This is a genomic window from Bacillus sp. FSL R9-9834, assembly GCF_038006905.1.
GTDB classification, from domain to species: Bacteria; Bacillota; Bacilli; order Bacillales; family Bacillaceae_G; genus Bacillus_A; species Bacillus_A pacificus.
In genome coordinates this window covers 4671199-4695000 of sequence record NZ_JBBOWD010000001.1, presented here as the reverse complement: position 1 = coordinate 4695000, position 23802 = coordinate 4671199, and the positions used below count along the sequence as shown (strand labels likewise).

The following is a 23802-nucleotide window of genomic DNA, read 5'->3' as shown; positions in this document are numbered from 1 at the left end:
AGAATCCCGTCCACCGAATGCCTAAGGTTTCCTGAGGAAGGCTCGTCCGCTCAGGGTTAGTCAGGACCTAAGCCGAGGCCGACAGGCGTAGGCGATGGACAACAGGTTGATATTCCTGTACCACCTCTTTATCGTTTGAGCAATGGAGGGACGCAGAAGGATAGAAGAAGCGTGCGATTGGTTGTGCACGTCCAAGCAGTTAGGCTGATAAGTAGGCAAATCCGCTTATCGTGAAGGCTGAGCTGTGATGGGGAAGCTCCTTATGGAGCGAAGTCTTTGATTCCCCGCTGCCAAGAAAAGCTTCTAGCGAGATAAAAGGTGCCTGTACCGCAAACCGACACAGGTAGGCGAGGAGAGAATCCTAAGGTGTGCGAGAGAACTCTGGTTAAGGAACTCGGCAAAATGACCCCGTAACTTCGGGAGAAGGGGTGCTTTCTTAACGGAAAGCCGCAGTGAATAGGCCCAAGCGACTGTTTAGCAAAAACACAGCTCTCTGCGAAGCCGTAAGGCGAAGTATAGGGGGTGACACCTGCCCGGTGCTGGAAGGTTAAGGAGAGGGGTTAGCGTAAGCGAAGCTCTGAACTGAAGCCCCAGTAAACGGCGGCCGTAACTATAACGGTCCTAAGGTAGCGAAATTCCTTGTCGGGTAAGTTCCGACCCGCACGAAAGGTGTAACGATTTGGGCACTGTCTCAACCAGAGACTCGGTGAAATTATAGTACCTGTGAAGATGCAGGTTACCCGCGACAGGACGGAAAGACCCCGTGGAGCTTTACTGTAGCCTGATATTGAATTTTGGTACAGTTTGTACAGGATAGGCGGGAGCCTTTGAAACCGGAGCGCTAGCTTCGGTGGAGGCGCTGGTGGGATACCGCCCTGACTGTATTGAAATTCTAACCTACGGGTCTTATCGACCCGGGAGACAGTGTCAGGTGGGCAGTTTGACTGGGGCGGTCGCCTCCTAAAGTGTAACGGAGGCGCCCAAAGGTTCCCTCAGAATGGTTGGAAATCATTCGTAGAGTGCAAAGGCATAAGGGAGCTTGACTGCGAGACCTACAAGTCGAGCAGGGACGAAAGTCGGGCTTAGTGATCCGGTGGTTCCGCATGGAAGGGCCATCGCTCAACGGATAAAAGCTACCCCGGGGATAACAGGCTTATCTCCCCCAAGAGTCCACATCGACGGGGAGGTTTGGCACCTCGATGTCGGCTCATCGCATCCTGGGGCTGTAGTCGGTCCCAAGGGTTGGGCTGTTCGCCCATTAAAGCGGTACGCGAGCTGGGTTCAGAACGTCGTGAGACAGTTCGGTCCCTATCCGTCGTGGGCGTAGGAAATTTGAGAGGAGCTGTCCTTAGTACGAGAGGACCGGGATGGACGCACCGCTGGTGTACCAGTTGTTCTGCCAAGGGCATAGCTGGGTAGCTATGTGCGGAAGGGATAAGTGCTGAAAGCATCTAAGCATGAAGCCCCCCTCAAGATGAGATTTCCCATAGCGTAAGCTAGTAAGATCCCTGAAAGATGATCAGGTTGATAGGTTCGAGGTGGAAGCATGGTGACATGTGGAGCTGACGAATACTAATAGATCGAGGACTTAACCATATAATATGTAGCAAATGTTATCTAGTTTTGAAAGAATATAAAAAACTTGTTGACTTTAAAAGTTAAATGAGTTACAATAATTCTTGTCTTAAATGAATACAGTCTGGTAATGATGGCAGAGAGGTCACACCCGTTCCCATACCGAACACGGAAGTTAAGCTCTCTAGCGCCGATGGTAGTTGGGACCTTGTCCCTGTGAGAGTAGGACGTTGCCAGGCAATTCGGAGGATTAGCTCAGCTGGGAGAGCACCTGCCTTACAAGCAGGGGGTCGGCGGTTCGATCCCGTCATCCTCCACCATTTAGCCGACTTAGCTCAATTGGTAGAGCAACTGACTTGTAATCAGTAGGTTGGGGGTTCAAGTCCTCTAGTCGGCACCAGAAATTATGGCGGTTGTGGCGAAGTGGTTAACGCACCGGATTGTGGCTCCGGCATTCGTGGGTTCGATTCCCATCAGTCGCCCCATTTTTCTTAAATAAATTAATATGCGGGTGTGGCGGAATTGGCAGACGCACCAGACTTAGGATCTGGCGCCTTTGGCGTGGGGGTTCGACTCCCTTCACCCGCACTTTTAATTAAATAACTCATACATGTCTTGCGGAAGTAGTTCAGTGGTAGAATACAACCTTGCCAAGGTTGGGGTCGCGGGTTCGAATCCCGTCTTCCGCTCCAATTTTCAATATGACATGCCGGGGTGGCGGAACAGGCAGACGCACAGGACTTAAAATCCTGCGGTGGGTGACCACCGTGCGGGTTCGACCCCCGCCCTCGGCACCATATGCGCCCGTAGCTCAATTGGATAGAGCGTTTGACTACGGATCAAGAGGTTAGGGGTTCGACTCCTCTCGGGCGCGCTTTTATTAACGGGAAGTGGCTCAGCTTGGTAGAGCACCTGGTTTGGGACCAGGGGGTCGCAGGTTCAAATCCTGTCTTCCCGATATTCCCAAAAACATGGGGCCTTAGCTCAGCTGGGAGAGCGCCTGCCTTGCACGCAGGAGGTCAGCGGTTCGATCCCGCTAGGCTCCACTTATCTTAATATCATTTATGGCGGTGTAGCTCAGCTGGCTAGAGCGTACGGTTCATACCCGTGAGGTCGGGGGTTCGATCCCCTCCGCCGCTACCATAAAGGACCTTTAGCTCAGCTGGTTAGAGCAGACGGCTCATAACCGTCCGGTCGTAGGTTCGAGTCCTACAAGGTCCACCATTAGAAGTTTATATCTCGGAGGTATACCCAAGTTCGGCTGAAGGGATCGGTCTTGAAAACCGACAGGCGGCGAGAGTCGCGCGGGGGTTCGAATCCCTCTACCTCCTCCATTTTTTCTAAAGTAAATATTTGATCGTCGCGGGGTGGAGCAGTCTGGTAGCTCGTCGGGCTCATAACCCGAAGGTCGCAGGTTCAAATCCTGTCCCCGCAACCAAGGTCCCGTGGTGTAGTGGTTAACATGCCTGCCTGTCACGCAGGAGATCGCCGGTTCGACCCCGGTCGGGACCGCCATTTTTACATAAAGGCTCGGTAGCTCAGTCGGTAGAGCAGAGGACTGAAAATCCTCGTGTCGGCGGTTCGATTCCGTCCCGAGCCACCATTTTGAAGTCGCAAGCCGGCTTAGCTCAATTGGTAGAGCAACTGACTTGTAATCAGTAGGTTGGGGGTTCAAGTCCTCTAGCCGGCACCACTTTCAAAATGAGCCATTAGCTCAGTTGGTAGAGCATCTGACTTTTAATCAGAGGGTCGAAGGTTCGAGTCCTTCATGGCTCACCATTTACAATTTAATGCGGGTGTAGTTTAGTGGTAAAACAAGAGCCTTCCAAGCTCTGGTCGAGAGTTCGATTCTCTTCACCCGCTTTTCAATTATGGGCCTATAGCTCAGCTGGTTAGAGCGCACGCCTGATAAGCGTGAGGTCGATGGTTCGAGTCCATTTAGGCCCACCATAATTGTTCCGCAGTAGCTCAGTGGTAGAGCTATCGGCTGTTAACCGATCGGTCGTAGGTTCGAGTCCTACCTGCGGAGCCATATTTATAGAGAAGTACCCAAGTGGCTCAAGGGGCTCCCCTGCTAAGGGAGTAGATCGCGAACGCGGTGCGAGGGTTCGAATCCCTTCTTCTCTGCCAGTAATTGGCCCGTTGGTCAAGTGGTTAAGACACCGCCCTTTCACGGCGGTAACACGGGTTCGAATCCCGTACGGGTCATACTAAAAGAGATAGCATAATCTGCTATCTCTTTTTTTGTTGTGTAAAAGTAGCCTTTGGATAGTCTGCTTTTTTTTATGAATTAAAAGAAAGATGAAGTATTCGCTGTTACAGTTGGGAATACAGAGAGCTGTAAGTATAATCATGTTGTTTACCTTGACCTGTATGAGTATGAAGGAATGTTCACTTAACAAATCATACTCAAATTGAATTTTTATCTCGGCCTTATGCTAAAGCCTCCTGCACTTGGATAAACGGGTAAATCTCATAGCTGGGAAGATCCTAAGGAATTAGTTGTAGAGTTATTAGATACCGTTGAATAATAAAAATTGAAATATGGGTTGTTCAAACAAAGGATGCTGTATTAGGCGCTACGGCAGAAAATAAATAATATATAGAAGAAACTGTCTCTCAGTAGGTGATCTACTGGAGGCAGTTTTTTTATGCTGTCATTATTGTCGAGTTTTGTCGGTAAGTCGATATATTGCAAAAATCGCCGATATAATTTGAGTTACGGTCGATAAATTTCAAAAATCGCTGATATATTTGGAGTTATAGTCGATATATTCTAAAAATCGCCGATATAATTTCACTTACCGACAAAAACATAAGAAAATCCCTTTCACAATCTAAAGAAAACGCCTCCATTGAAATGGATTCCACACCTATTCCAATAACTTTACACTCTATGTGAAAAAGTTCACAAATAGGTCATAATTTGTGAAGTAATTCACAATAATACGTGCTACAATATGAGTGTAAAGAAGTTAAACAACATTAAATTAGTATTTTAATTAATTACTTAAACAATCATAAAAAAATATATGTGAACAATAGAGAGGGGAAATTACCATGAAAAAAGGTATCAATCGTGTAGTATTAGTAGGAACAGGAGCTGTAGGTTGTAGTTACGCTTACTCAATGATCAACCAAGGTGTAGCTGAAGAATTTGTATTAGTAGATGTTAATGAAGCAAAAGCAGAAGGGGAAGCAATGGACTTAAGCCATGCGGTACCATTCTCTCCATCACCAACAAAAGTTTGGAGCGGTAGCTATGCAGATTGTAAAGATGCAGATTTAGTAGTTATTACTGCTGGATTACCACAAAAGCCAGGTGAAACTCGTTTAGACTTAGTTGAAAAAAATACAAAGATCTTTAAACAAATCGTTCGCGGTATTATGGATAGCGGATTCGATGGAATCTTCTTAATCGCAACTAACCCAGTTGATATTTTAACTTACGTAACTTGGAAAGAATCTGGTCTACCAAAAGAGCGCGTAATTGGTTCTGGTACTACTTTAGACTCTGCTCGTTTCCGTTACATGTTAGGTGACTACTTAGATGTAGATCCACGTAACGTTCATGCTTACATCGTTGGTGAACATGGTGACACTGAACTTCCAGTATGGAGTCACGCTACTATCGGTGTACAAAAACTAGAAACAATTTTAGCTAACAACGAACAGTACAAACAAGAAGACTTAGATAAAATCTTCGAAAACGTACGTGATGCAGCTTACCATATTATCGAGCGTAAAGGTGCAACTTACTACGGAATCGGTATGTCACTACTTCGTGTAACTAAAGCAATCTTAAACAACGAGAACAGCGTATTAACTGTATCTGCATACCTTGAAGGTCAATACGGTGAGAAAGATGCTTACGTAGGTGTTCCAGCTGTAATTAACCGTGAAGGTGTACGTGAAATCGTAGAGCTTGAGTTAAATGAGGATGAAAAAGCGAAATTCGCTCATTCTGTAAAAGTATTAAAAGAAACAATGGCACCAGTACTATAATAATTGCTAAATAATCCAGAAGTGGGGAACTACTTCTTACTTCTGGATTTATATATAATTTAATATAAATTCCTTTTCCGGTTTCCCTTGTATATCCCCAATATACCCCTTTTGCTGGATCAGGGTCGTTTATAGAAAAGAGCACTCTACTTTGCGTAGAGTGCTCTTTATTATTATCATTTTTTAGGCGTCAATCCTAATTTCTTTAAAATATCTGCCAGTGTACCGCTTTTTGATTTTTCTACAGGTGTTTGTGATTTGGATGCATCTGGACCTTTTTTCAAGAAGTTCTTTTCAACGAAGCGAATATCTTTTTCGTCGACAATACCATCTTTGTTAAGGTCGCCGTCTTTCACAGATAGTCCTTTTTTACCGTAGTTGTTAGCGATAATTTCAGCATCTTTTATATCAATTACTTTATCGCCATTTACATCACCTGCAAGGTTTTCATCAAAGCGTGCATAATAATATTGGCCAAGTAGCTTACCGTCTTTTTCAGTACCAAGTTTCGTTGTTAGTCGGCTTGTTAAATGCCCTGGTACTTCTACATATAAGTTATAGTCGCGTTTATTAACAGGAAGTCCATTTAGTTTGAAGGATCCGTATTTATCAAGTGAGCCTTCAAACTTATGACGGTAAGAATCTGTTGCATATACTTTTACGCCAAGCTTTGTATAATCGAATTTTTCATCTAAATATCCGCGTTCATTTAAGAAAGCACCAGGTTTAATACTTCCTTCGACTAGTGAGTTTAAAGACATAACTGAGAATGTTTGATCTTGAAGGACACGCATTCTATTTGGCTCTGATTCACCTTGTTTCCAGTAAGCGAACACTGATAAATCTAATTGAGCATTTGCTTCATAAAACTCATCATTTTCTACTTTGAACGTTACATCAATGAACGGGAAATCACCATCTAATCCAGCGAAGTTTTTGTCATCGATAGCTCCGCCAACTGTAACAGAACCTTCTTCTAGTTTCGGTTCATTTACTTTTGCGGTCACCCCTTTTTCGGAAAGTAGCTTTTCAAAAGCAGGATTTAATTTCGCATTTGCAAATTTGAAGTTCTTTTCTAGGAATTTTACGTTAAATTCCCCAGCAACAAATTGTTTCACATGTTTGGCGTTTAGCGTCACAGTGAATTCATCACCTTTATATACTTCTTTTTTATCATAACTAGTTTTCGCATATTGAGCTCCTTGCGGGATAAACCAATAGTTATTTACACCGCTCGGATAGTCAGCTCCTGCAGTTGCATAATCGAAAATATATACGCCTGTATTCATTGGACCTTCAGTTTTAAAGGATTCAGGAGTAATGCCAACTTTAAAGTCACCATTTGCATTAATAGGTAAAAATTTATGCAAGTATGGAGAATAATCATAGTACATCACTCCGTTTGCTTCTTGCGTAATGTTTAATCCTTTTCCTTTTAAGTAGTCAACGTTCGAATCATACACATTTCCTTTAATCCATAGTGCTTTTTTACCGTCTTCTACTGTATAGTTCTCTTCATTTAATTCATAAATACCAGGCTGTAATCCAGTTAATTTCACTTCTGGCGGTGTATTATCAATTACGACATAATCCCCTTTCACACGTGCTTTACCGTCTTTATCGTAGCCAACAAACTCAATTGTGTAATCACCTTCTGGTAAGTCGATTTTTTCATCACCAATTGGTTTTGCAGGATCATTTGTAAAAGGATACACCCTGCCGTTAAAGAATGAATCTAAGTAGTAATACACATCAGTTTTTAATCCACTAGTGTTTAATGTACCAAGGAAACCGAGAGCTTTATTTGTTTTGGAATCTTTCACGATAAGATCTAACGTTTCAAGTTCGCTGTTTAATTGGAACGCCCCGTGCAAATACGATTCACGGTATGGATTGAATTTAGATGTATCAGTTGAAATTGCTTTTCTTGATAATATTGCATTTTCAATACCAGGTTCTGATACACGAATAGAGAACGGAATTTGGTACGTTTCTTCTTTATTTTTCGTATTTGTAATATGAATATATCCTTCATATCGGCCTTGTTTTACACCGGCTGGAACATTAATTTTTGCTTCAATTTCATCTGATTTGCCAGCATCAAGAGTAATTGTTTCTGGAACAGAAACTTTTACACCGTTTGCGGTAGCGTCGTTAATAGAAGAAGATGCTGGTGTATAAGAAATTTCTGTTTTAAATTCTTTTTTCTCTTGTTTATTATGATTTTGTACTTTTATATTTCGTTTTTGTTCAAGAGATTCACCGTCTTTTTGATAGAACTTCCCGAATGCAATGGATCCAGTTTCTTCAGGTACTTCAATTACTTCATCATTTACAACTGTTTTTGTTGTATCTAGCACTTTAAAACTAGTTTCCGTATGAACGGCGTTGTACGCATCTACTCGTCCAGCTCCAACTTCATATACGGAATACTTTTCTTTTAAATCATCAGCTGTGTTCATAAGAGACGTCTTTACATCGAATGGAGAGTATTCTGGGTGTTCTTGTAAAATAAGAGCAGCAACGCCCGCGATATGAGGAGAAGCCATGGATGTTCCTTGCATACGCTCATAGGAAACATCATAATTTTCGCCCTCTTGTGGGTCGTTAATATATTCAGGTACTGTTGAAAGTACAGCAACACCAGGCGCTGTAATATCTGGTTTAATATCATCATTTGATGTAACAGGACCGCGTGAGCTAAAGTCTGCAAGATGATCGCCTTCTGTTTGAATATAACTAAGTTCGTCAAAGGTAAAGGATGTATTACCTTGTTCGATTTGAGCTTTTAGTTTTTCACCGTCTTCTTTCGTTAGGCGGAATGCGGGAATGTATTTTGTACTTTCGCCAACGTAGAAAGGAATTTCTCCGTCCACATTGTTATAAATAATAACGGCTTTTGCACCAGCTTGTTTTGCATTCGCAATTTTTTCATCAAATGACAGTGTACCACGTGCAACGAGAGCGATTTTTCCTTTTACATCTTTTTTACTAAACTCGTCAGGCGTACCAATTCCTACAGATTCAATAGGTAAAGTTTGTCCCTTGAAATCTTCTATTTTATCAGTAAAGTTTTTGCCGAATAAAATTAGGTTAGGAAATTGTAATTGTCCAGCATGACCTGATAGTTTCGGTAAGGAAATAGAGCTATCACTTGCGCCAACCGTAATCGCAAATGGAGAAGCACCTGGTGATCCGAGTGTCGCTGGATTTGGACCAGAGTTTCCAGCAGCAACGACTGTAACAACACCGGAAAGCATCGCGTTATTGACAGCGATAGACGTAGGATCAAGTGGATTGTTGCTATCGTCACCTAACGATAAGTTAATAACATTCATGCCGTCAGAAATAGATTTATCGATTGCAGCAATAATACCAGAACTATCTCCACTTCCGTATGGACCGAGTACACGATAGTTATACAGTTCAATGTCAGGTGCAACACCTTTTACTGCGGAATCTGATGTGTTTTTCTTTTGCGCAGAAACGATACCTGCTACGTGAGTACCATGCGCGGTGTAGAAGGAAGAGCCACGATCATCAAATTCAGGAGCACCAGATTGTTGCCACTCTGTATAAGTTGTTTCCATCGGATCTGCATCGTTATTAATAAAGTCCCAACCTTTTACTGAGTTTGGATCTACCTTGCTAGAGTCTTCGCCAGGTTTTGCGCGATAGCCTTTATATACGTCTTTTAGGTCAGGATGATTGTAATCAATACCTGTATCTAATACACCAACTTTAATTCCTTTTCCGGTAATGCCTTCGCTATGTAACTTATCGACCCCAATTTGCGGAATGCTATCTGTTAGTTTTTGAGGTGCTTTCTGCTTTGCTTGTTTTGGTAAATTTAATTTCACTTCGTAATCTTTCCAAATACGTTTTACAACGCCAATCCGTAACAATTCTTCCACTGTATTTGCAGGTAACGTCAGCGCAACCCCATTTATCGCATGTTTATAAGAACGTTTAATTTGTACGGACTGGAAATTCCCTGACTTTACTGATGGGCTGAACTGATAAAGACGTTTTAGTCCTTTTTGAAATTCCTCATGTTCTTGATCAATACGTGCCTTTATATTTTCAGGAGCAGCTTGTAACCCTTTTTCTTTTTGTTTTAATTCATTAATCTTTACTGGAGCCGTTTGAAATTCTACAATGATATTTACTGGTTCGGAACTACTTGTATTAATATCTGGCGAGATAGTAAAACCAGGGTTGGCATCTAACGTTTGTAATGCCTGACGTTGTTCTTTAGAAAGTTTTGATAGTAAAGACTGGGCGTTTGAAGAGTCAATTTGGTTAATAGGATTTTCAGCAAGTACATTGAACGGAAGGGCAGTTGAAAACAGAACGCCAGCCGTTACAATTCCGGTAACAAAACGATTTTTCTTTTTCATGTATAAGCCTCCGATAATTTATATTTTAAAAATTATTTCTCTGTGCCCGGTGTTTGCTCTGCATGGAATGTCCAGTTTAGCTGTAAGGAATCACCCTGGAATTTATTTTGATCTTGTTCGTTGTCTTCAAAGGAGAAGAGCACGTGTAAATAATCTGTTTCACCAGATTTAATACCGTCTATTAAGTTATGACGTTCTAAAGAAGTAGCCACATCCTCAGGTTTCATAGTCTTTAATTGTGATAGTTTTGTTTCCCACAAAATTTCATGATCATCGTTTGGATTAGATGGTTTTCCATCATTCACTAAAAATTTGACGATGATGTGATCGCCTAAATCTTCACCATCATTATTTTTCTTTGCATCTGTAACTTCATAGGATGTTTCAAGTGCTACTTTTGCAATATCCAATGACCCTTTATTTTCAAGCGTGAAATTCTTTTCAATAAAATCACCTGGCTTTAAATCTTTCACATCAACGATTACACTGGGATTAATAGAAAGGTCTAGTGTTCCAGCTTGAAATGAGTTACTAGATGTTTCAGAATCACTGAAGTAGGCGAATACACCGCCGAATGTAAGGGATAAGCCGAGCGTTGCGGTGACAACTCCCATTCCAACCTTTTGTTTTAATGACATAAGAAAGCCCCCTAATTAAATTTTTATAGCGACTGTTCGTAACAAGGATAAATAAGTAAACATAGTAGTCCACTATGAATTATAGTTACGAAAAGTTGCTGTTCTTTATTGAGAACAAGTATATGCTTATCAATTTTCCATTTCAATAAAATTGTGACAAAAAATGTTGAGAAACATTTTTTTATGGTAGATTATTTTGTTGCGATTTCAAGTGGAAAATAGCATGAAAAAGGGGATAAAGCTAATAAAATAGATGTTGAGAAATAAATAGTAAGATGAAAAGCTAGTAAAAAATGAAGCGTTTTCAATGAATATTCGTCAAAATTCGATATTTTAAATAGAAATGTGAAAAAAATTCAACATTTTTAAGAAAAAAACGTATGTTTTTTATAAATTAACAAGGATATTTCAGTTTTTCGCAGAATTGGTAAAGTATAAAAAATTCTGTCATCTTAGTGAGGTGAGCATATTGAGTGTAATAAATTGTGAAGAAGTGAAACGAGATGAGTTTCATACAGAAAAGTACTATGACAGTTATAACATCTTTGGCGCACATATTGTGACGGAAGATGAGATGCGAGGTGTACGATTTACAGTATGGGCTCCTCATGCGAAAGCAATGAGTGTTGTTGGAGATTTTAATGAATGGGATTATGAGCAACATAAGATGCTACAAGTGACAGAAGAGGGAATTTGGTCCTTATTTATACCGCATATTGAAGAAAAAGAAATATATAAATATGCGATTGAAACGACGGCTGGTGATGTCATTTTTAAGGCAGATCCGTATGCTGTATATGCAGAAGTAAGACCGAATACGGCATCTGTAGTTTTTGATATAAAGGGATACGAATGGAATGATAAAAACTGGAGTCGTAAGAAAAAGAAAAAATCGGTTTATAAAGAAGCGATGACAGTTTATGAATTGCATTTCGGTTCTTGGAAAAAGAAAGAAGATGGAACGCTGTATTCTTACAGGGAAATGGCAGAAGAACTCATTCCTTATGTGGTGGAACATCAATTTACACATATTGAAATTATGCCCCTTGTTGAGCATCCGTATGATCGTTCTTGGGGATATCAAGGAACGGGATATTATGCCGCAACGAGTAGATTCGGCACGCCACATGATTTGATGTATTTTGTCGATGAATGTCATAAATATGGAATCGGTGTCATTTTAGATTGGGTGCCGGGGCATTTTTGTAAAGATGCTCACGGTTTATATTTGTTTGATGGGACACCGACTTATGAATATAAAGATAAAGATGTGCAAGAAAATCCAGTATGGGGAACTGTTAACTTTGATTTAGGAAAGAGGGAAGTACGTAATTTCTTAATTTCAAATGCGTTATTTTGGATGAGATATTTCCACATTGATGGTTTCAGGGTGGATGCAGTTGCAAACATGCTGTACTGGAATAAAGAAGGACAAGAGCAAAGTAATGAGCACGCTGTTTCATTTTTACGGGAGTTAAATGAAGCGGTATTTGCAGAGGATGAAGATTTTCTTATGACAGCAGAGGATTCAACAGCTTGGCCACTTGTAACAGCTCCAACGTATGAAGGTGGGCTTGGATTCAATTACAAATGGAATATGGGCTGGATGAATGACGTGCTGAAGTATATGGAGTGTGCGCCAGAGTACAGAAAATATATTCATGAGAAAATGACGTTCTCTTTACTATATGCTTACTCTGAAAATTTCATATTACCGCTTTCTCATGATGAAGTCGTTCATGGGAAAAAGTCGTTATTAAATAAAATGCCAGGAGACTACTGGGATAAGTTTGCTCAACTTCGTTTATTATATGGATATTTCTTTACTCACCCAGGAAAGAAATTACTTTTCATGGGAGGAGAATTCGGGCAGTTTGATGAGTGGAAAGACCTTGAAGATTTAGATTGGAATTTACATGATTTTGAAATGCATCGTTATATGCATGATTACTTTAAAGAGCTCATAGCATTGTATAAGCGCTCCAAACCACTTTGGCAGCTTGATCATTCGCCTGAAGGATTTCAGTGGATTGATGCTAATAATAATGAGCAAAGTATTTTCTCTTTTATCCGCCAAGGGGATAAACAAGAAGATGCGTTAGTTGTCGTATGTAATTTTACGAAAGCTACATATGAAAACTATAAAGTAGGTGTACCAGATTTCGAGTATTATAACGAGGTTTTAAACAGTGATGCTGAGCAATATGGCGGATCAGGACAAGTAAATAAGAAGCGTCTGAAGGCGATTCAAGAGCCGTTTCATAATCAAGCAGCACATGTAGAAATTACAATTCCACCATTTGGCGTATCCATATTACGACCAGTGAAGACGAGAAAGGGGAGCAAAAAACAAGATGGCTCAAAAACAAAAGTGCGTAGCAATGTTACTAGCAGGGGGAAAAGGTAGTCGATTAAGTGCATTAACAAAAAATTTAGCCAAGCCAGCTGTTCCATTTGGTGGTAAATATCGCATTATTGATTTTACGCTAAGTAACTGCGCAAATTCTGGTATTGAAACGGTTGGGATTTTAACGCAATATCAACCGCTCGAACTTCATAATTATATCGGAATCGGCAATGCGTGGGATTTAGACCGAGTAAGCGGTGGAGTCACAGTATTACCTCCTTATGCGGAGTCTTCAGGTGTGAAGTGGTACACAGGTACGGCAAGTGCCATTTATCAAAACTTAAACTATTTAAGTCAATATGAACCAGAGTATGTTCTCATTTTATCAGGCGACCATATTTATAAAATGGATTACAGTAAAATGCTAGATTACCATATTGAGAAAGAAGCGGACGTTTCCATTTCTGTTATTGAAGTGCCTTGGGATGAGGCGAGTCGTTTCGGTATTATGAATACGAACGAAGAGATGGAGATTGTTGAATTTGAAGAGAAACCGCAATTTCCAAGAAGTAATCTTGCATCAATGGGAATTTACATTTTTAACTGGGCAATTTTGAAAGAGTATTTAGAAATGGATGCAAGAAACCCTGAATCTAGTAATGATTTCGGAAAAGATGTACTTCCGCTTTTATTAGATGAAGGGAAGAAGTTAATGGCGTATCCGTTTGAAGGGTATTGGAAAGATGTTGGAACGGTGAAGAGCTTATGGGAAGCGAATATGGATTTACTTCGCGATGAAACATCACTGAATTTAAACGATCGTAATTGGCGTATTTATTCTGTTAATCCAAACGAACCGCCTCAATATATTGCTGAAAAGGCAAAAGTAGAAGAATCACTTATTAACGAAGGATGCGTCATTGAAGGGGACGTGAAGCATTCTGTACTATTCCAAGGAGTGACGGTGGAAGAAGGTAGTATGGTTATTGATTCTGTCGTTATGCCTGGAGCGAAGATTGGTAAAAATGTTGTGATTGAAAGAGCGATCGTTGGATCAGAAATGGTTATTGAAGATGGAACAATTATTCGTCCAGAAAAAAATGTCGACGATGTAGTACTAATTGCTGAAGGGAAATAGAAAAGGGGGATGAAATGAATGGGAGAAAAAATGTTAGGAATTATTAATGCAACGGGAAGTTTTCCTTCCTTAAAGAAAGTAACAGGGCATCGTTCACTAGCGGCGTTACCGTTTGGGGGCCGTTATCGACTCATTGATTTCATGCTTTCAAATATGGTGAATTCTAATATTCATAGTGTGGCAGTTTTTACTAGCCATAAAAACCGTTCGCTAATGGACCACGTTGGTTCAGGAAAACAGTGGGATTTAGATAGAAAAAGAGACGGACTGTTTTTATTCCCGCCAAATTGCCAATGTGATCAAGATGAATTTGGATCTTTTGCGCATTTTAGAAGACATATTGATTATTTTCTAAGAGCTAGAGAAGAATACGTCGTTATTACGAATAGCCATCTCGTAACAGCATTACATTTTCAAGCGGTGTTAGAGCGACATATACATACGGCAGCTGATATTACGGAAGTTTGCCATGAAGGGGTTTCGCTTCAAACGTACGTGTTAAAGAAACAATTATTGTTAGATTTATTCGATTCATATAAAGATGTGGAGCAATATAGCTTATTCGATGTAGTGAGAGAAAAGCGCGGAAAATCACTACATATTGCTACGTATGAGCATACAGGATATGTAGCTATTATTGATTCAATTGAAAGCTACTATAAACATAGCTTAGAAATTTTGCAACCTGCTATTTGGAAGCAACTATTTAAGAAAGAAGCACCAATCTTTACGAAAGTAAAAGATGAGCCACCAACTCGTTATGTAAAGGGTGCAGTCGTGAAAAATACAATGATTGCAAATGGTAGTATTATCGAAGGTGAAGTAGAAAATAGTGTTGTCTCCCGTTCTGTTAAAATTGGGAAAGGTTCAATTGTTCGGAATAGCATTATTATGCAAAAGAGCCAAATTGGAGATAACTGTATAATAGACGGTGTTATTATTGATAAAGATGTGAAAATTGGTGACGGTGTTGTACTAAAAGGAAACGCCGATGAGCCATACGTTGTAGAAAAAGGAAGCGTGCAAAACAGTACGATAAATAGTTATTCTTAAGGAATCAGTGGGGGTTTTTCCTCCACTGATTAAAGTTTTAATTTAAATGAAAACTCGAAGGGAGGAAGCTGCAAGGGAAGTAGTATAAGCTTTTCGTGCAGTGGGACAACAAGTGAATATTTTATTTGCAGTATCAGAATGTGTACCATTTGTTAAATCGGGAGGATTAGCTGATGTAGCAGGTGCGCTCCCAAAAGAGCTAAAAAAATTAGGTGTGGAAGTTCGTATTATACTCCCGAATTATAGTCTTATTCCGCAAAAATTAAGGGATGGATGTACGCTACATAAAGTAATTAACGTCCCGCTTGGCTGGAGAAATCAATATTGCGGAATTTTAAAAGGTGAGCAAGACGGGATTACGTATTACTTAATAGATAATGAATATTATTTTAAGAGGGATTCTCTGTATGGTCATTATGATGACGGAGAGCGTTTTTCTTATTTTTCGAAAGCAGTTTTAGAGTGTATTCCTCATCTTGATTTCGAAGTGGATGTTCTTCATAGCCATGATTGGCATACAGCTATGGTAAATTTCTTACTACGTGAAAAGTATCAAGATAACCCATTATATGAGCATATTAAAACGGTATATACGATTCATAACTTGCAGTTCCAAGGTGTATTTCCTCCTGAAGTGATGTACGACTTGCTAGAACTTGGTGATGAATATTTTCATAGTGAGCAGTTAGAATTTTATGGGAATGTGAACTTTATGAAGGGTGGCATTATCGCTTCTGATCAAATTACAGCGGTTAGCCCGACATACAAAGAGGAAATCCAATATGAGTTTTTCGGTGAGAAGTTAGATGGATTACTGCGAAAATATAATGGTAAGCTTAGCGGCATTGTAAATGGAATTGATACGAGCGTGTACAATCCAGAAACGGATTCGTATATTACTGCTCAGTACGATGCAGATTCATTATATGAAAAGAGTAAAAATAAACGCGCGTTGCAGCGTTATTTTGGTTTGCCAGAAAAAGAAGATACACCAATTATTTCTATGGTAACGAGATTAACGAAGCAAAAAGGTCTTGATTTAGTACGTACTGTATTCCGAGAAATAATGGAAGAAGATGTACAATGTATTATTTTAGGATCAGGTGATTCGGAATATGAGAAATTCTTTGAGTGGATGGCATATGAGTATCCTGAGAAGGTAAAAGTGTATATTGGCTTTAATGAAGAATTAGCCCACCAAGTATATGCGGGAAGTGATTTATTCTTAATGCCATCATTATTTGAACCGTGTGGACTTGGACAACTTATCGCATTAGCGTACGGTACGATTCCAATTGTAAGAGAGACAGGCGGATTAAATGATACGGTACAATCTTATGACGAAGAAACTGGAGAAGGAAATGGTTTCAGTTTCACGAACTTTAATGCACATGACATGTTGCACACGGTTCGTCGTGCAATTGAATTTTATCATGATAAACCGGTATGGGAGCAGCTTGTAAAACAAGCAATGACTGAAGATTATAGCTGGGGAAAATCAGCTTTGGCTTATAAGAAATTGTATAAAAGTCTCATGGAATAACATGTAGGTGGTGAAGAAATGTTTACTCATGTTGAAAGTTTCAAATCAGCTTTTCTAGAAAAGTTAGAGACGATGTATGGTAAAAGTTTCAAAGACTCTACAACTCGTGATCAATACAATACGCTTGGGTACATGGTGCGTGAGTATATGAATAGTCAATGGATTGCAACGAATGAAAGTTATCGGTCTGGAGAGCGAAAGCAAATGTATTACTTATCCATTGAGTTTTTACTTGGGCGTTTGCTTGGAAGTAACATATTAAATTTAGGCATCAAGGATGTATGTGAGCAAGGGCTTTCTGAGCTTGGAATTTCGTTGCAACAATTAGAAGAGGTGGAAGCAGATGCAGGTCTTGGAAATGGTGGACTTGGACGATTAGCAGCCTGTTTCCTTGATTCACTTGCATCTTTAAACTTACCAGGTCATGGGTGCGGAATTCGTTACAAACACGGCTTATTTGATCAAAAAATTGTTGATGGTTATCAAGTTGAATTTCCAGAACAGTGGCTTCTTCATGAAAATGTATGGGAAGTAAGAAGGCATGATCAAGCTGTAGAAGTAAGTTATTTCGGCAATGTTGAACCGCTCTACATTGATGGGCGTTTAGAATTCAGGCATACAAATGCAGAAGTAATTATGGCCGTACCATATGACGTTCCGGTAGTAGGTTATGAGACGAGTACTGTAAATACACTTAGACTTTGGAATGCGGAACCAGTTCCTTTCCCGCAAAATTGCAAAGATATTTTGAAATATAAGCGTGAAACAGAGGCGGTATCGGAGTTTTTATATCCAGATGATACGCATGATGAGGGGAAAATACTTCGTTTGAAACAACAGTATTTCCTCGTATCAGCAAGCTTGCAAAATATCGTTCGTATGCATAGAGAAAGATATGGTGACCTTCGTCAATTACATGAGAAAATTGCGATTCATATTAATGATACACATCCAGTTTTGGCGATTCCAGAACTGATGCGTATTTTATTAGATGAAGAAAAACTAGCATGGGAAGAAGCTTGGCACATAACGACGCAAACGATTTCTTATACGAATCATACGACGTTATCAGAAGCGCTTGAGAAGTGGCCAATTCACATTTTTAAACCGTTATTACCGAGAATTTATATGATTATTGAAGAGATTAATGAACGTTTCTGTCATGAACTTTGGGAGCGTTATCCGTATGAATGGCATCGTATTGAAGAGATGGCGATTATTGCGCATGATCTTGTGAAAATGGCTCATTTAGCAATTGTCGGTAGTCATAGCGTAAATGGTGTAGCAAAAATTCATACAGAAATTTTAAAGCAGCGTGAAATGCGATTGTTTTATGAGTTTTATCCAGATAAGTTTAATAATAAAACGAATGGAATCGCTCATAGACGCTGGTTAATGAAGGCGAATCCACAGCTAACGAATCTTATTTCAGAGGCGATTGGAACAGAGTGGAAGAAAGAACCGATTAAGCTTCAAGAGCTACAATTAGTTCAATACGATGCGAGTTTCCAAGAGAAATTTGCAGAGGTCAAACAAGAGCGCAAAGAGATTTTAGCAGCGCGCATTCATAATACAATGGGGATTACAATTGATCCTAATTCTATTTTTGATGTGCAAGTAAAAAGGCTACATGCTTACAAGCGACAATTATTAAATGTTCTTCATATTTTATATTTGTATAACCGTTTGAAAGAGGATGCTAGTTTTACATTTTATCCGCGTACTTTTATTTTTGGAGCGAAAGCATCACCTGGCTATTACTATGCGAAAAAAATTATTAAATTAATAAATGAACTTGCAAGGAAAGTGAATAACGATCCGTACGTAAGCCAATATATGAAAGTTATCTTTCTAGAAAACTATCGAGTGTCTGTAGCGGAAGATATATTCCCAGCGGCTGATGTAAGTGAACAAATTTCAACAGCGAGTAAAGAAGCATCCGGAACAGGCAATATGAAATTTATGATGAATGGTGCGATTACGCTCGGCACGTTAGACGGAGCGAATATTGAAATAAAAGATAGAGTCGGCGATGATAACTGTTTCATTTTCGGTTTAACGGCCGAAGAGGTTCTTCATTACTATCAAAATGGTGGATATCGTGCAAGTGATTATTATCACCACAATGGGCACATTAAGAAGGTAGTAGACCAGTTAACGAATGGTTTCTTTGCACAGTCGGGAGCTGAATTTGAAGCAATTTACGATTCTCTCGTTATTCAAAATGATGAATATTTCGTTCTGCGAGATTTTGGCCCATATGCGGAAAAGCAAGAAGCTGTTGGTAGAGCTTATGAGAACCGAACGAAGTGGCTCGAAATGTCGATTTTAAATATTGCACAATCTGGTCATTTTGCGAGCGATCGAACGATTTTACAGTATAGTAATGAGATTTGGGGTATTGGTAATACAGTTACGCAAATTTAAAGAGATTGCTACGTTGGAAAAGATTATATGAAATTTATATCAGCGATTTTTAATATATATCAGCGATTCTTAACTTTTATCGGCGGTTTTCACATTTTATCGACCGATACTTAAAATATATCAGCGATTTTTAAGATATATCGATTTACCGACAAAAAATGACACTGATAAATAAACCGAGCTTAAACTTATTAAGCTCGGTTTTCTTTTTTTGCTTAAGAAAGAAATGGGATCGCAGTATATATGATACCTGTTCCATCATATTCTCCTGTCGCAAAGTATGAAAATGTAAAGAAACCTGTAAACGTAAAAATTACAATGAGAAAAAGTGCAAAGATAAATTTTAGCATGTAAGGTCCCCTCATCCAAAAGTAAATTCATATATTATTATAGTATAAGGATATTTAATTTCCAATTGTTTACTGGTTAAAAATGAGAAGTCAGACATGTTTTGTATGTTGTCATGGCATGATTATTTGTAATAGATTTTGTGTTTTTTGTAAAAGTCATGTTGTGATGAACGTGTGCATATTCCCAGTCTTGGTCATTAAAATTTATGTTTCGAGGAGGAAGAAGTGGAACGACATCAAATAAATTGACGAAACGAAAGCTACTAGCTACTTGCAGTTTATAATAATTCCGAAAGGCGATATCTCCCACTTTTGGGGAGGCAAATGTATACAGACCGTACTGTGCGAAGGCAGTGTTTATACGCGCATCGAGTATATGTAGTGTAGCGAGTGCGCCGCCTAAACTATGACCTGTTGCAAGAAGTTTCTTATGGGCTGGTAATGATACGAGCATATCCATAATAGAATCTCGGCAAGATTCATAAATGGAAAGAAAGCCGTTATGGACATTTCCGCTATTTAAAGCATATGGGTATGGTTTTTGGTTAACGAGTGAATCGATAATCCAGTCTGTATCTGTTTGTGTCCCGCGAAAAGCTACAATAACGGTATCCTCAGATTCTAGTATGAATCCGAACCATTCTGTCGTTTGAATGGTTTTTCCTTGAAAGCCTTGTACATATTGAAAACCATCTGGTATTTCAAAAATCCCATTTTGTTTATATTGTTCATATGTTAACTCACAACAAGAAGCTAACAGTATGGCGGTATCTTTATCAAAGGATAAAGGAGTACGCATTAAGGGAGCCTCCTTAAGAAAAGGTATAGTTCAATATATGCAGTGAAGGACTTGATTCATTCTTTTAGAAAAAAAGCTTGAACCTACAGTTACGTGAGGGAGTATGATTTTTGTAAACATACTGTTAGGAGGAGTGTAAGATGAGCAAAAGAGAAGGCTATTCAATTGGTGAGTTTTCAAGGGGAACAGGCGTGGCTTAATGAAGCGATGGGGTATTATATGATTCGAAATGGTTTGTATAGTCCACCTAAATAACAAGAGCCCTATAAGGGCCCTTGTTACTCTTTTCCATCTAATAAACGACCAAGTCCACCTAAAACGCTGCCTTCACCAGTGCTTTGCGCTGCTGGGCTTGTCAGACGTGCTGCTAAGCGGCTAAGTGTTAAGGACTGAATCCAAACTGTTCCAGGTCCTTCTAACGTTGCGAAGAATAAACCTTCGCCGCCAAATAGAGCTGTTTTTACTTTTCCAACGAACTCGACATCGTAGTTAATGTCTTTTGTCATGGCAACGAGACAACCTGTATCGATGCGAAGTTTTTCGCCATGTTTTAGTTCACGCTTATATACAGTTCCGCCTGCATGCATGAAAGCAAGTCCATCACCTTCGAGTTTCTGCATGATGAAACCTTCACCGCCGAAGAAACCAGTTCCGATTTTTTTCGTAAACTCGATCCCGATAGAAACGCCTTTTGCGGCACAAAGAAATGCATCTTTTTGACAAACTACTTTTCCTTGATACTCTGTTAAATCTACAGGAATAATTTTACCCGGATAAGGAGCAGCAAAGGAGACGTGGCGTTTGCCGTGACCTGTATTTGTAAATACAGTCATAAACATGCTTTCCCCTGTAACGAGACGCTTACCAGCACCCATTAATTTTCCGAATAAACCTCCAGATGGGCCAGAACCATCACCGAAGATTGTTTCCATTTCGATGTAATCTTCCATCATCATCATTGCGCCAGCTTCTGCGATCACGCTTTCTTCTGGATCTAACTCAATTTCAACAAACTGCATATCATCGCCGTATAACTTATACTCGATTTCGTGTGCTCTCATTTTTTTCACCTCGTATGTAATAGATATTTATATTGTACAGAATTTAATAGGATTAGAATACTTTAGTTTTGTTAATTTTCAAATAAAGCGGGCGCATCCAAAACGAATTATCAGCTCCCGCCAATCGAGCTGTCCGCAAATGGCGGGAAAATATATAAATTTAACATTGTATTAAAATTATAAAAAAATGATAGAATGAAAGTGTTCTCATTTGACGTTTTGGATATAGCGTGATATAGTGAAGTCACTATTGAGCTACATAATGTGGTACGGAAATAAAGCACGTTGAATTAAAGGCTGTAAGCTTGTTATACATTCATGTCCTTTATATCCACCTTTTCATGTGGATTCATAGTTTCATTTTTATTTAGGAGGTACATGACATGCAAACAGGTAAAGTTAAATGGTTCAACAGCGAAAAAGGTTTCGGTTTCATCGAAGTTGAAGGTGGAGACGATGTATTCGTTCACTTCTCAGCTATCCAAGGTGACGGATTCAAAACTTTAGAAGAAGGTCAAGAAGTTTCTTTCGAAATCGTTGAAGGTAACCGTGGACCACAAGCTGCTAACGTTACAAAAAACTAATTAGCTAGCGATAAAAAGCATTCCGATTTTCGGAATGCTTTTTTTATTCTTTGGAACTCGACTCATTTGAAGATAATTCGCCCTTAAAGGTACGCTCTTCAAAGTCATCAAGCATTTGCTCATATTCTTCATGTTCTTCCGTAGCGAAAACTTGCGGATTTTTTCCATACATATCCGTACCGATAAAGTTTTCGAAATCCTCTACGTAGCCTACGTTTTCTTCACTATTTACGTACATGCCATTATAGTTTTTCGAATCTCGTCTTTCTAAATCAGATGGTGTTTCAGATGTTCCGTAATTGGCAACATCTTGCCATGCATCTTCTGCATCATATTCAACAGAATGATCTTCATCATGTTTGTGGAAAGAAGGAGACAATACTTCTTCTTCGACTGGACGTGTATTCATATTTAACTTATTTGTTGCGTGCTGAACGCATGTTGTAGCAGTCGGCATTGCTTCTAATCTTTCAAATGGAATTTCTTCACCAGACACTTCACAAATACCGTACGTACCCGCTTCTATTTTTTGCAAGGCATGTTTCGTATCCTCTAGCTGTTTATGCCAAAGTTCAATAAGTCCGAAGTCTTTTTCGCGTTCATATAGCTCTGTTGCCATATCAGCTGGATGGTTATCATAGCTAGATAATTCGCCAACGGAATCGCGTTCAGATGCACGATCTTCATTTTCATGTGTTTGTATCGTTTGTTCTAGTTCTTGCTTTTGTTTTTCTAAAACGGATTTAAATTGATTTATTTGTTGTGGAGTTAACATAGTCGTCCACCTTCCTACAATTCAGTTTCTTTACATAGTATGAGCGTTGCGAGTAGGAATTATGAGCTGAAATTGGTATATGAAAAAGGAGCCGCATTAGCAGCTCCTTTTAAAGGAAATATCCAAGTAATAATCCGATTCCCATTAAGAGACCGAAGATTGTATTTGTTTTTGCTGTTGCAATCATCGCAGGTACCATTTCCATTGGAATGCTTTTGCCGATAAAGCCTTTCGTCGCTTTATATGCTTTCGGTGCACTTAAAAATACGATAAGCATCCATGGTGATACGATGCCGACGATAATTAAAGCAATTGTCCAAATGTAGGAAACGATGAACATAGAAGCAAGTACACCAACTGCTCGCTCGCGTCCAACGAGAATTGCTAACGTTTTACGACCGTTTTCTTTATCGCCATCTAAGTCACGGATATTGTTAGCGAGCAAAATGGCACCAATTAAAATGGAGCTTGGAATAGATAGTAAAACGACTTCTGATGTTACAGTTCCAGTTTGAATAAAGAATGAAATCCCGATAATAATGACACCCATAAATAATCCGGCTGTTAACTCTCCAAATGGTGTATAGGCAATGGGAAGTGGACCACCCGTATAAAGGTAAGCAACGGCCATACAAACAAGACCGATTGCAGCAAGCCACCAGCTAGAATTCATACAAATATAAACACCTAATAGTATTGCGATACCGAAAAATCCAAATGCTAAGTTAAGCACTGTTTTTGGCTGAATGCCATCGCGAACGATAGCGCCGCCGATACCAACTGAACCTTCGTGATCAAGTCCTCTTTTATAATCAAAGTATTCATTAAACATGTTTGTTGCTGCCTGAATGAGAAGACAAGCAAGAAGCATTATAAGGAAAAGAGGGAGATGTATTTGATTTATACCTCCGACCTGCATTGCATAGGCTGTTCCGATGAAAACAGGAACGAAAGCTGCTGTTAATGTATGGGGACGTAGTAAACTCCACCAAATGCGCCAGCCTGTTTGCTTGCTTGGCTTTGGCGCCGTAGGAGAGGAATTCGTTTCGACGTTCATTTCCATGTTGAATCCTCCTTTGGTCACATATTGTACACAACTAAGTGTAG

The 23802-nt window shown here is 39.6% G+C and carries 14 protein-coding genes, 22 tRNA genes, 2 rRNA genes and 1 pseudogene (1 of these 39 only partly in view); 31 read left to right on the top strand and 8 right to left on the bottom strand.

Annotated elements, in window-relative coordinates; all coding sequences use genetic code 11:
- The 24 genes from MKY00_RS24685 to MKY00_RS24570 form a co-directional block, all read left to right on the top strand.
- Positions 1-1596, top strand: a 23S ribosomal RNA gene (locus MKY00_RS24685); it begins 1326 nt to the left of the window's first position.
- Positions 1597-1698: 102 nt separating this feature from the next.
- Positions 1699-1814 (top strand): 5S ribosomal RNA (gene rrf / locus MKY00_RS24680).
- A 5-nt stretch (positions 1815-1819) separates the two neighbouring features.
- Positions 1820-1895 (top strand) — tRNA-Val (locus tag MKY00_RS24675).
- Between the two features lie 4 nt (positions 1896-1899).
- Positions 1900-1975 (top strand) — tRNA-Thr (locus MKY00_RS24670).
- A gap of 9 nt (positions 1976-1984) precedes the next feature.
- Positions 1985-2060 (top strand) — tRNA-His (locus MKY00_RS24665).
- Between the two features lie 22 nt (positions 2061-2082).
- A tRNA-Leu gene (locus MKY00_RS24660) sits at positions 2083-2163 on the top strand.
- 29 nt (positions 2164-2192) lie between these two features.
- Positions 2193-2267 (top strand) — tRNA-Gly (locus tag MKY00_RS24655).
- 16 nt (positions 2268-2283) lie between these two features.
- Positions 2284-2372, top strand: a tRNA-Leu gene (locus MKY00_RS24650).
- 3 nt (positions 2373-2375) lie between these two features.
- Positions 2376-2449, top strand: a tRNA-Arg gene (locus tag MKY00_RS24645).
- Positions 2450-2459: 10 nt separating this feature from the next.
- Positions 2460-2533: transfer RNA gene (locus MKY00_RS24640), tRNA-Pro, on the top strand.
- A 15-nt stretch (positions 2534-2548) separates the two neighbouring features.
- Positions 2549-2621 (top strand) — tRNA-Ala (locus MKY00_RS24635).
- Between the two features lie 20 nt (positions 2622-2641).
- Positions 2642-2718 (top strand) — tRNA-Met (locus MKY00_RS24630).
- Positions 2719-2722: 4 nt separating this feature from the next.
- Positions 2723-2799 (top strand) — tRNA-Ile (locus MKY00_RS24625).
- Positions 2800-2816: 17 nt separating this feature from the next.
- A tRNA-Ser gene (locus tag MKY00_RS24620) sits at positions 2817-2909 on the top strand.
- A 27-nt stretch (positions 2910-2936) separates the two neighbouring features.
- Positions 2937-3013, top strand: a tRNA-Met gene (locus MKY00_RS24615).
- A gap of 1 nt (position 3014) precedes the next feature.
- Positions 3015-3090 (top strand) — tRNA-Asp (locus tag MKY00_RS24610).
- A gap of 12 nt (positions 3091-3102) precedes the next feature.
- Positions 3103-3178: transfer RNA gene (locus tag MKY00_RS24605), tRNA-Phe, on the top strand.
- A 14-nt stretch (positions 3179-3192) separates the two neighbouring features.
- Positions 3193-3268: transfer RNA gene (locus tag MKY00_RS24600), tRNA-Thr, on the top strand.
- Between the two features lie 10 nt (positions 3269-3278).
- Positions 3279-3354, top strand: a tRNA-Lys gene (locus MKY00_RS24595).
- 13 nt (positions 3355-3367) lie between these two features.
- Positions 3368-3438 (top strand) — tRNA-Gly (locus MKY00_RS24590).
- A 10-nt stretch (positions 3439-3448) separates the two neighbouring features.
- Positions 3449-3525, top strand: a tRNA-Ile gene (locus tag MKY00_RS24585).
- A 7-nt stretch (positions 3526-3532) separates the two neighbouring features.
- Positions 3533-3607, top strand: a tRNA-Asn gene (locus MKY00_RS24580).
- A 7-nt stretch (positions 3608-3614) separates the two neighbouring features.
- Positions 3615-3705, top strand: a tRNA-Ser gene (locus tag MKY00_RS24575).
- 6 nt (positions 3706-3711) lie between these two features.
- Positions 3712-3783: transfer RNA gene (locus tag MKY00_RS24570), tRNA-Glu, on the top strand.
- A gap of 100 nt (positions 3784-3883) precedes the next feature.
- On the opposite strand, the pseudogene MKY00_RS24565 reads toward MKY00_RS24570, so the two are convergent.
- Positions 3884-4039, bottom strand: a pseudogene (locus MKY00_RS24565) (IS4 family transposase); the annotation flags it as partial.
- Between the two features lie 596 nt (positions 4040-4635).
- Here MKY00_RS24565 and MKY00_RS24560 point away from each other — a divergent pair.
- The gene (locus tag MKY00_RS24560; RefSeq protein WP_000715338.1) at positions 4636-5580 is read left to right on the top strand and encodes an L-lactate dehydrogenase; all 945 of its coding nucleotides are present in this window, start codon (positions 4636-4638) and stop codon (positions 5578-5580) included.
- Between the two features lie 176 nt (positions 5581-5756).
- Here MKY00_RS24560 and MKY00_RS24555 read toward each other — a convergent pair whose 3' ends face one another.
- Both MKY00_RS24555 and MKY00_RS24550 read right to left on the bottom strand, forming a co-directional pair.
- Positions 5757-9980, bottom strand: a complete 4224-nt coding sequence (locus tag MKY00_RS24555) for a S8 family serine peptidase (RefSeq protein ID WP_016718785.1) — start codon at positions 9978-9980, stop codon at positions 5757-5759.
- Between the two features lie 32 nt (positions 9981-10012).
- Complete coding sequence (locus tag MKY00_RS24550) at positions 10013-10618, bottom strand: CalY family protein (protein ID WP_000053953.1); 606 nt, start codon at positions 10616-10618, stop codon at positions 10013-10015.
- Positions 10619-11087: 469 nt separating this feature from the next.
- On the opposite strand from MKY00_RS24550, the gene glgB reads away from it, so the two are divergent.
- The 5 genes from glgB (at position 11088) to glgP (ending at position 19126) form a co-directional block, all read left to right on the top strand.
- Positions 11088-13025 (top strand): 1,4-alpha-glucan branching protein GlgB, encoded by a 1938-nt coding sequence (gene glgB, locus MKY00_RS24545; protein ID WP_000111368.1) that lies wholly within the window; start codon positions 11088-11090, stop codon positions 13023-13025.
- On the top strand, positions 12973-14103 hold the full coding sequence (gene glgC / locus MKY00_RS24540; RefSeq protein WP_000057613.1) for a glucose-1-phosphate adenylyltransferase: 1131 nt from the start codon (positions 12973-12975) through the stop codon (positions 14101-14103). The genes glgB and glgC overlap by 53 nt, the downstream gene beginning before the upstream one ends.
- An 18-nt stretch (positions 14104-14121) precedes the next feature.
- Entirely contained in the window at positions 14122-15156 is a 1035-nt protein-coding gene (gene glgD / locus MKY00_RS24535; protein ID WP_016718784.1) for a glucose-1-phosphate adenylyltransferase subunit GlgD, read from the top strand.
- Between the two features lie 112 nt (positions 15157-15268).
- Entirely contained in the window at positions 15269-16699 is a 1431-nt protein-coding gene (glgA, locus tag MKY00_RS24530; RefSeq protein ID WP_011040795.1) for a glycogen synthase GlgA, read from the top strand.
- An 18-nt stretch (positions 16700-16717) separates the two neighbouring features.
- Entirely contained in the window at positions 16718-19126 is a 2409-nt protein-coding gene (glgP, locus tag MKY00_RS24525; RefSeq protein ID WP_016718783.1) for a glycogen phosphorylase, read from the top strand.
- Positions 19127-19341: 215 nt separating this feature from the next.
- Here the strand turns inward: glgP and MKY00_RS24520 are convergent, their stop codons facing one another.
- From MKY00_RS24520 to MKY00_RS24510, 3 genes are all read right to left on the bottom strand, one after another.
- Positions 19342-19476: a hypothetical protein gene (locus MKY00_RS24520; protein WP_000911070.1), complete on the bottom strand. Its 135-nt coding sequence runs from the start codon at positions 19474-19476 to the stop codon at positions 19342-19344.
- A 76-nt stretch (positions 19477-19552) separates the two neighbouring features.
- Positions 19553-20275 carry a lipase family protein gene (locus MKY00_RS24515; RefSeq protein ID WP_001260123.1) on the bottom strand — a complete coding sequence of 241 codons (723 nt, stop codon included), beginning with the start codon at positions 20273-20275 and terminating at the stop codon, positions 19553-19555.
- A gap of 278 nt (positions 20276-20553) precedes the next feature.
- Positions 20554-21336, bottom strand: a complete 783-nt coding sequence (locus MKY00_RS24510) for a TIGR00266 family protein (RefSeq protein WP_001201255.1) — start codon at positions 21334-21336, stop codon at positions 20554-20556.
- Between the two features lie 383 nt (positions 21337-21719).
- On the opposite strand from MKY00_RS24510, the gene cspD reads away from it, so the two are divergent.
- Positions 21720-21920, top strand: a complete 201-nt coding sequence (gene cspD / locus MKY00_RS24505; protein ID WP_001193054.1) for a cold-shock protein CspD — start codon at positions 21720-21722, stop codon at positions 21918-21920.
- A gap of 43 nt (positions 21921-21963) precedes the next feature.
- Here the strand turns inward: cspD and MKY00_RS24500 are convergent, their stop codons facing one another.
- Positions 21964-22695, bottom strand: coding sequence for a yteA family sporulation protein (locus MKY00_RS24500; RefSeq protein ID WP_016718782.1), 732 nt, complete (start codon positions 22693-22695; stop codon positions 21964-21966).
- Between the two features lie 109 nt (positions 22696-22804).
- On the bottom strand, positions 22805-23758 hold the full coding sequence (locus MKY00_RS24495; protein WP_000425748.1) for a 1,4-dihydroxy-2-naphthoate polyprenyltransferase: 954 nt from the start codon (positions 23756-23758) through the stop codon (positions 22805-22807).
- Positions 23759-23802: the final 44 nt, after the last annotated feature.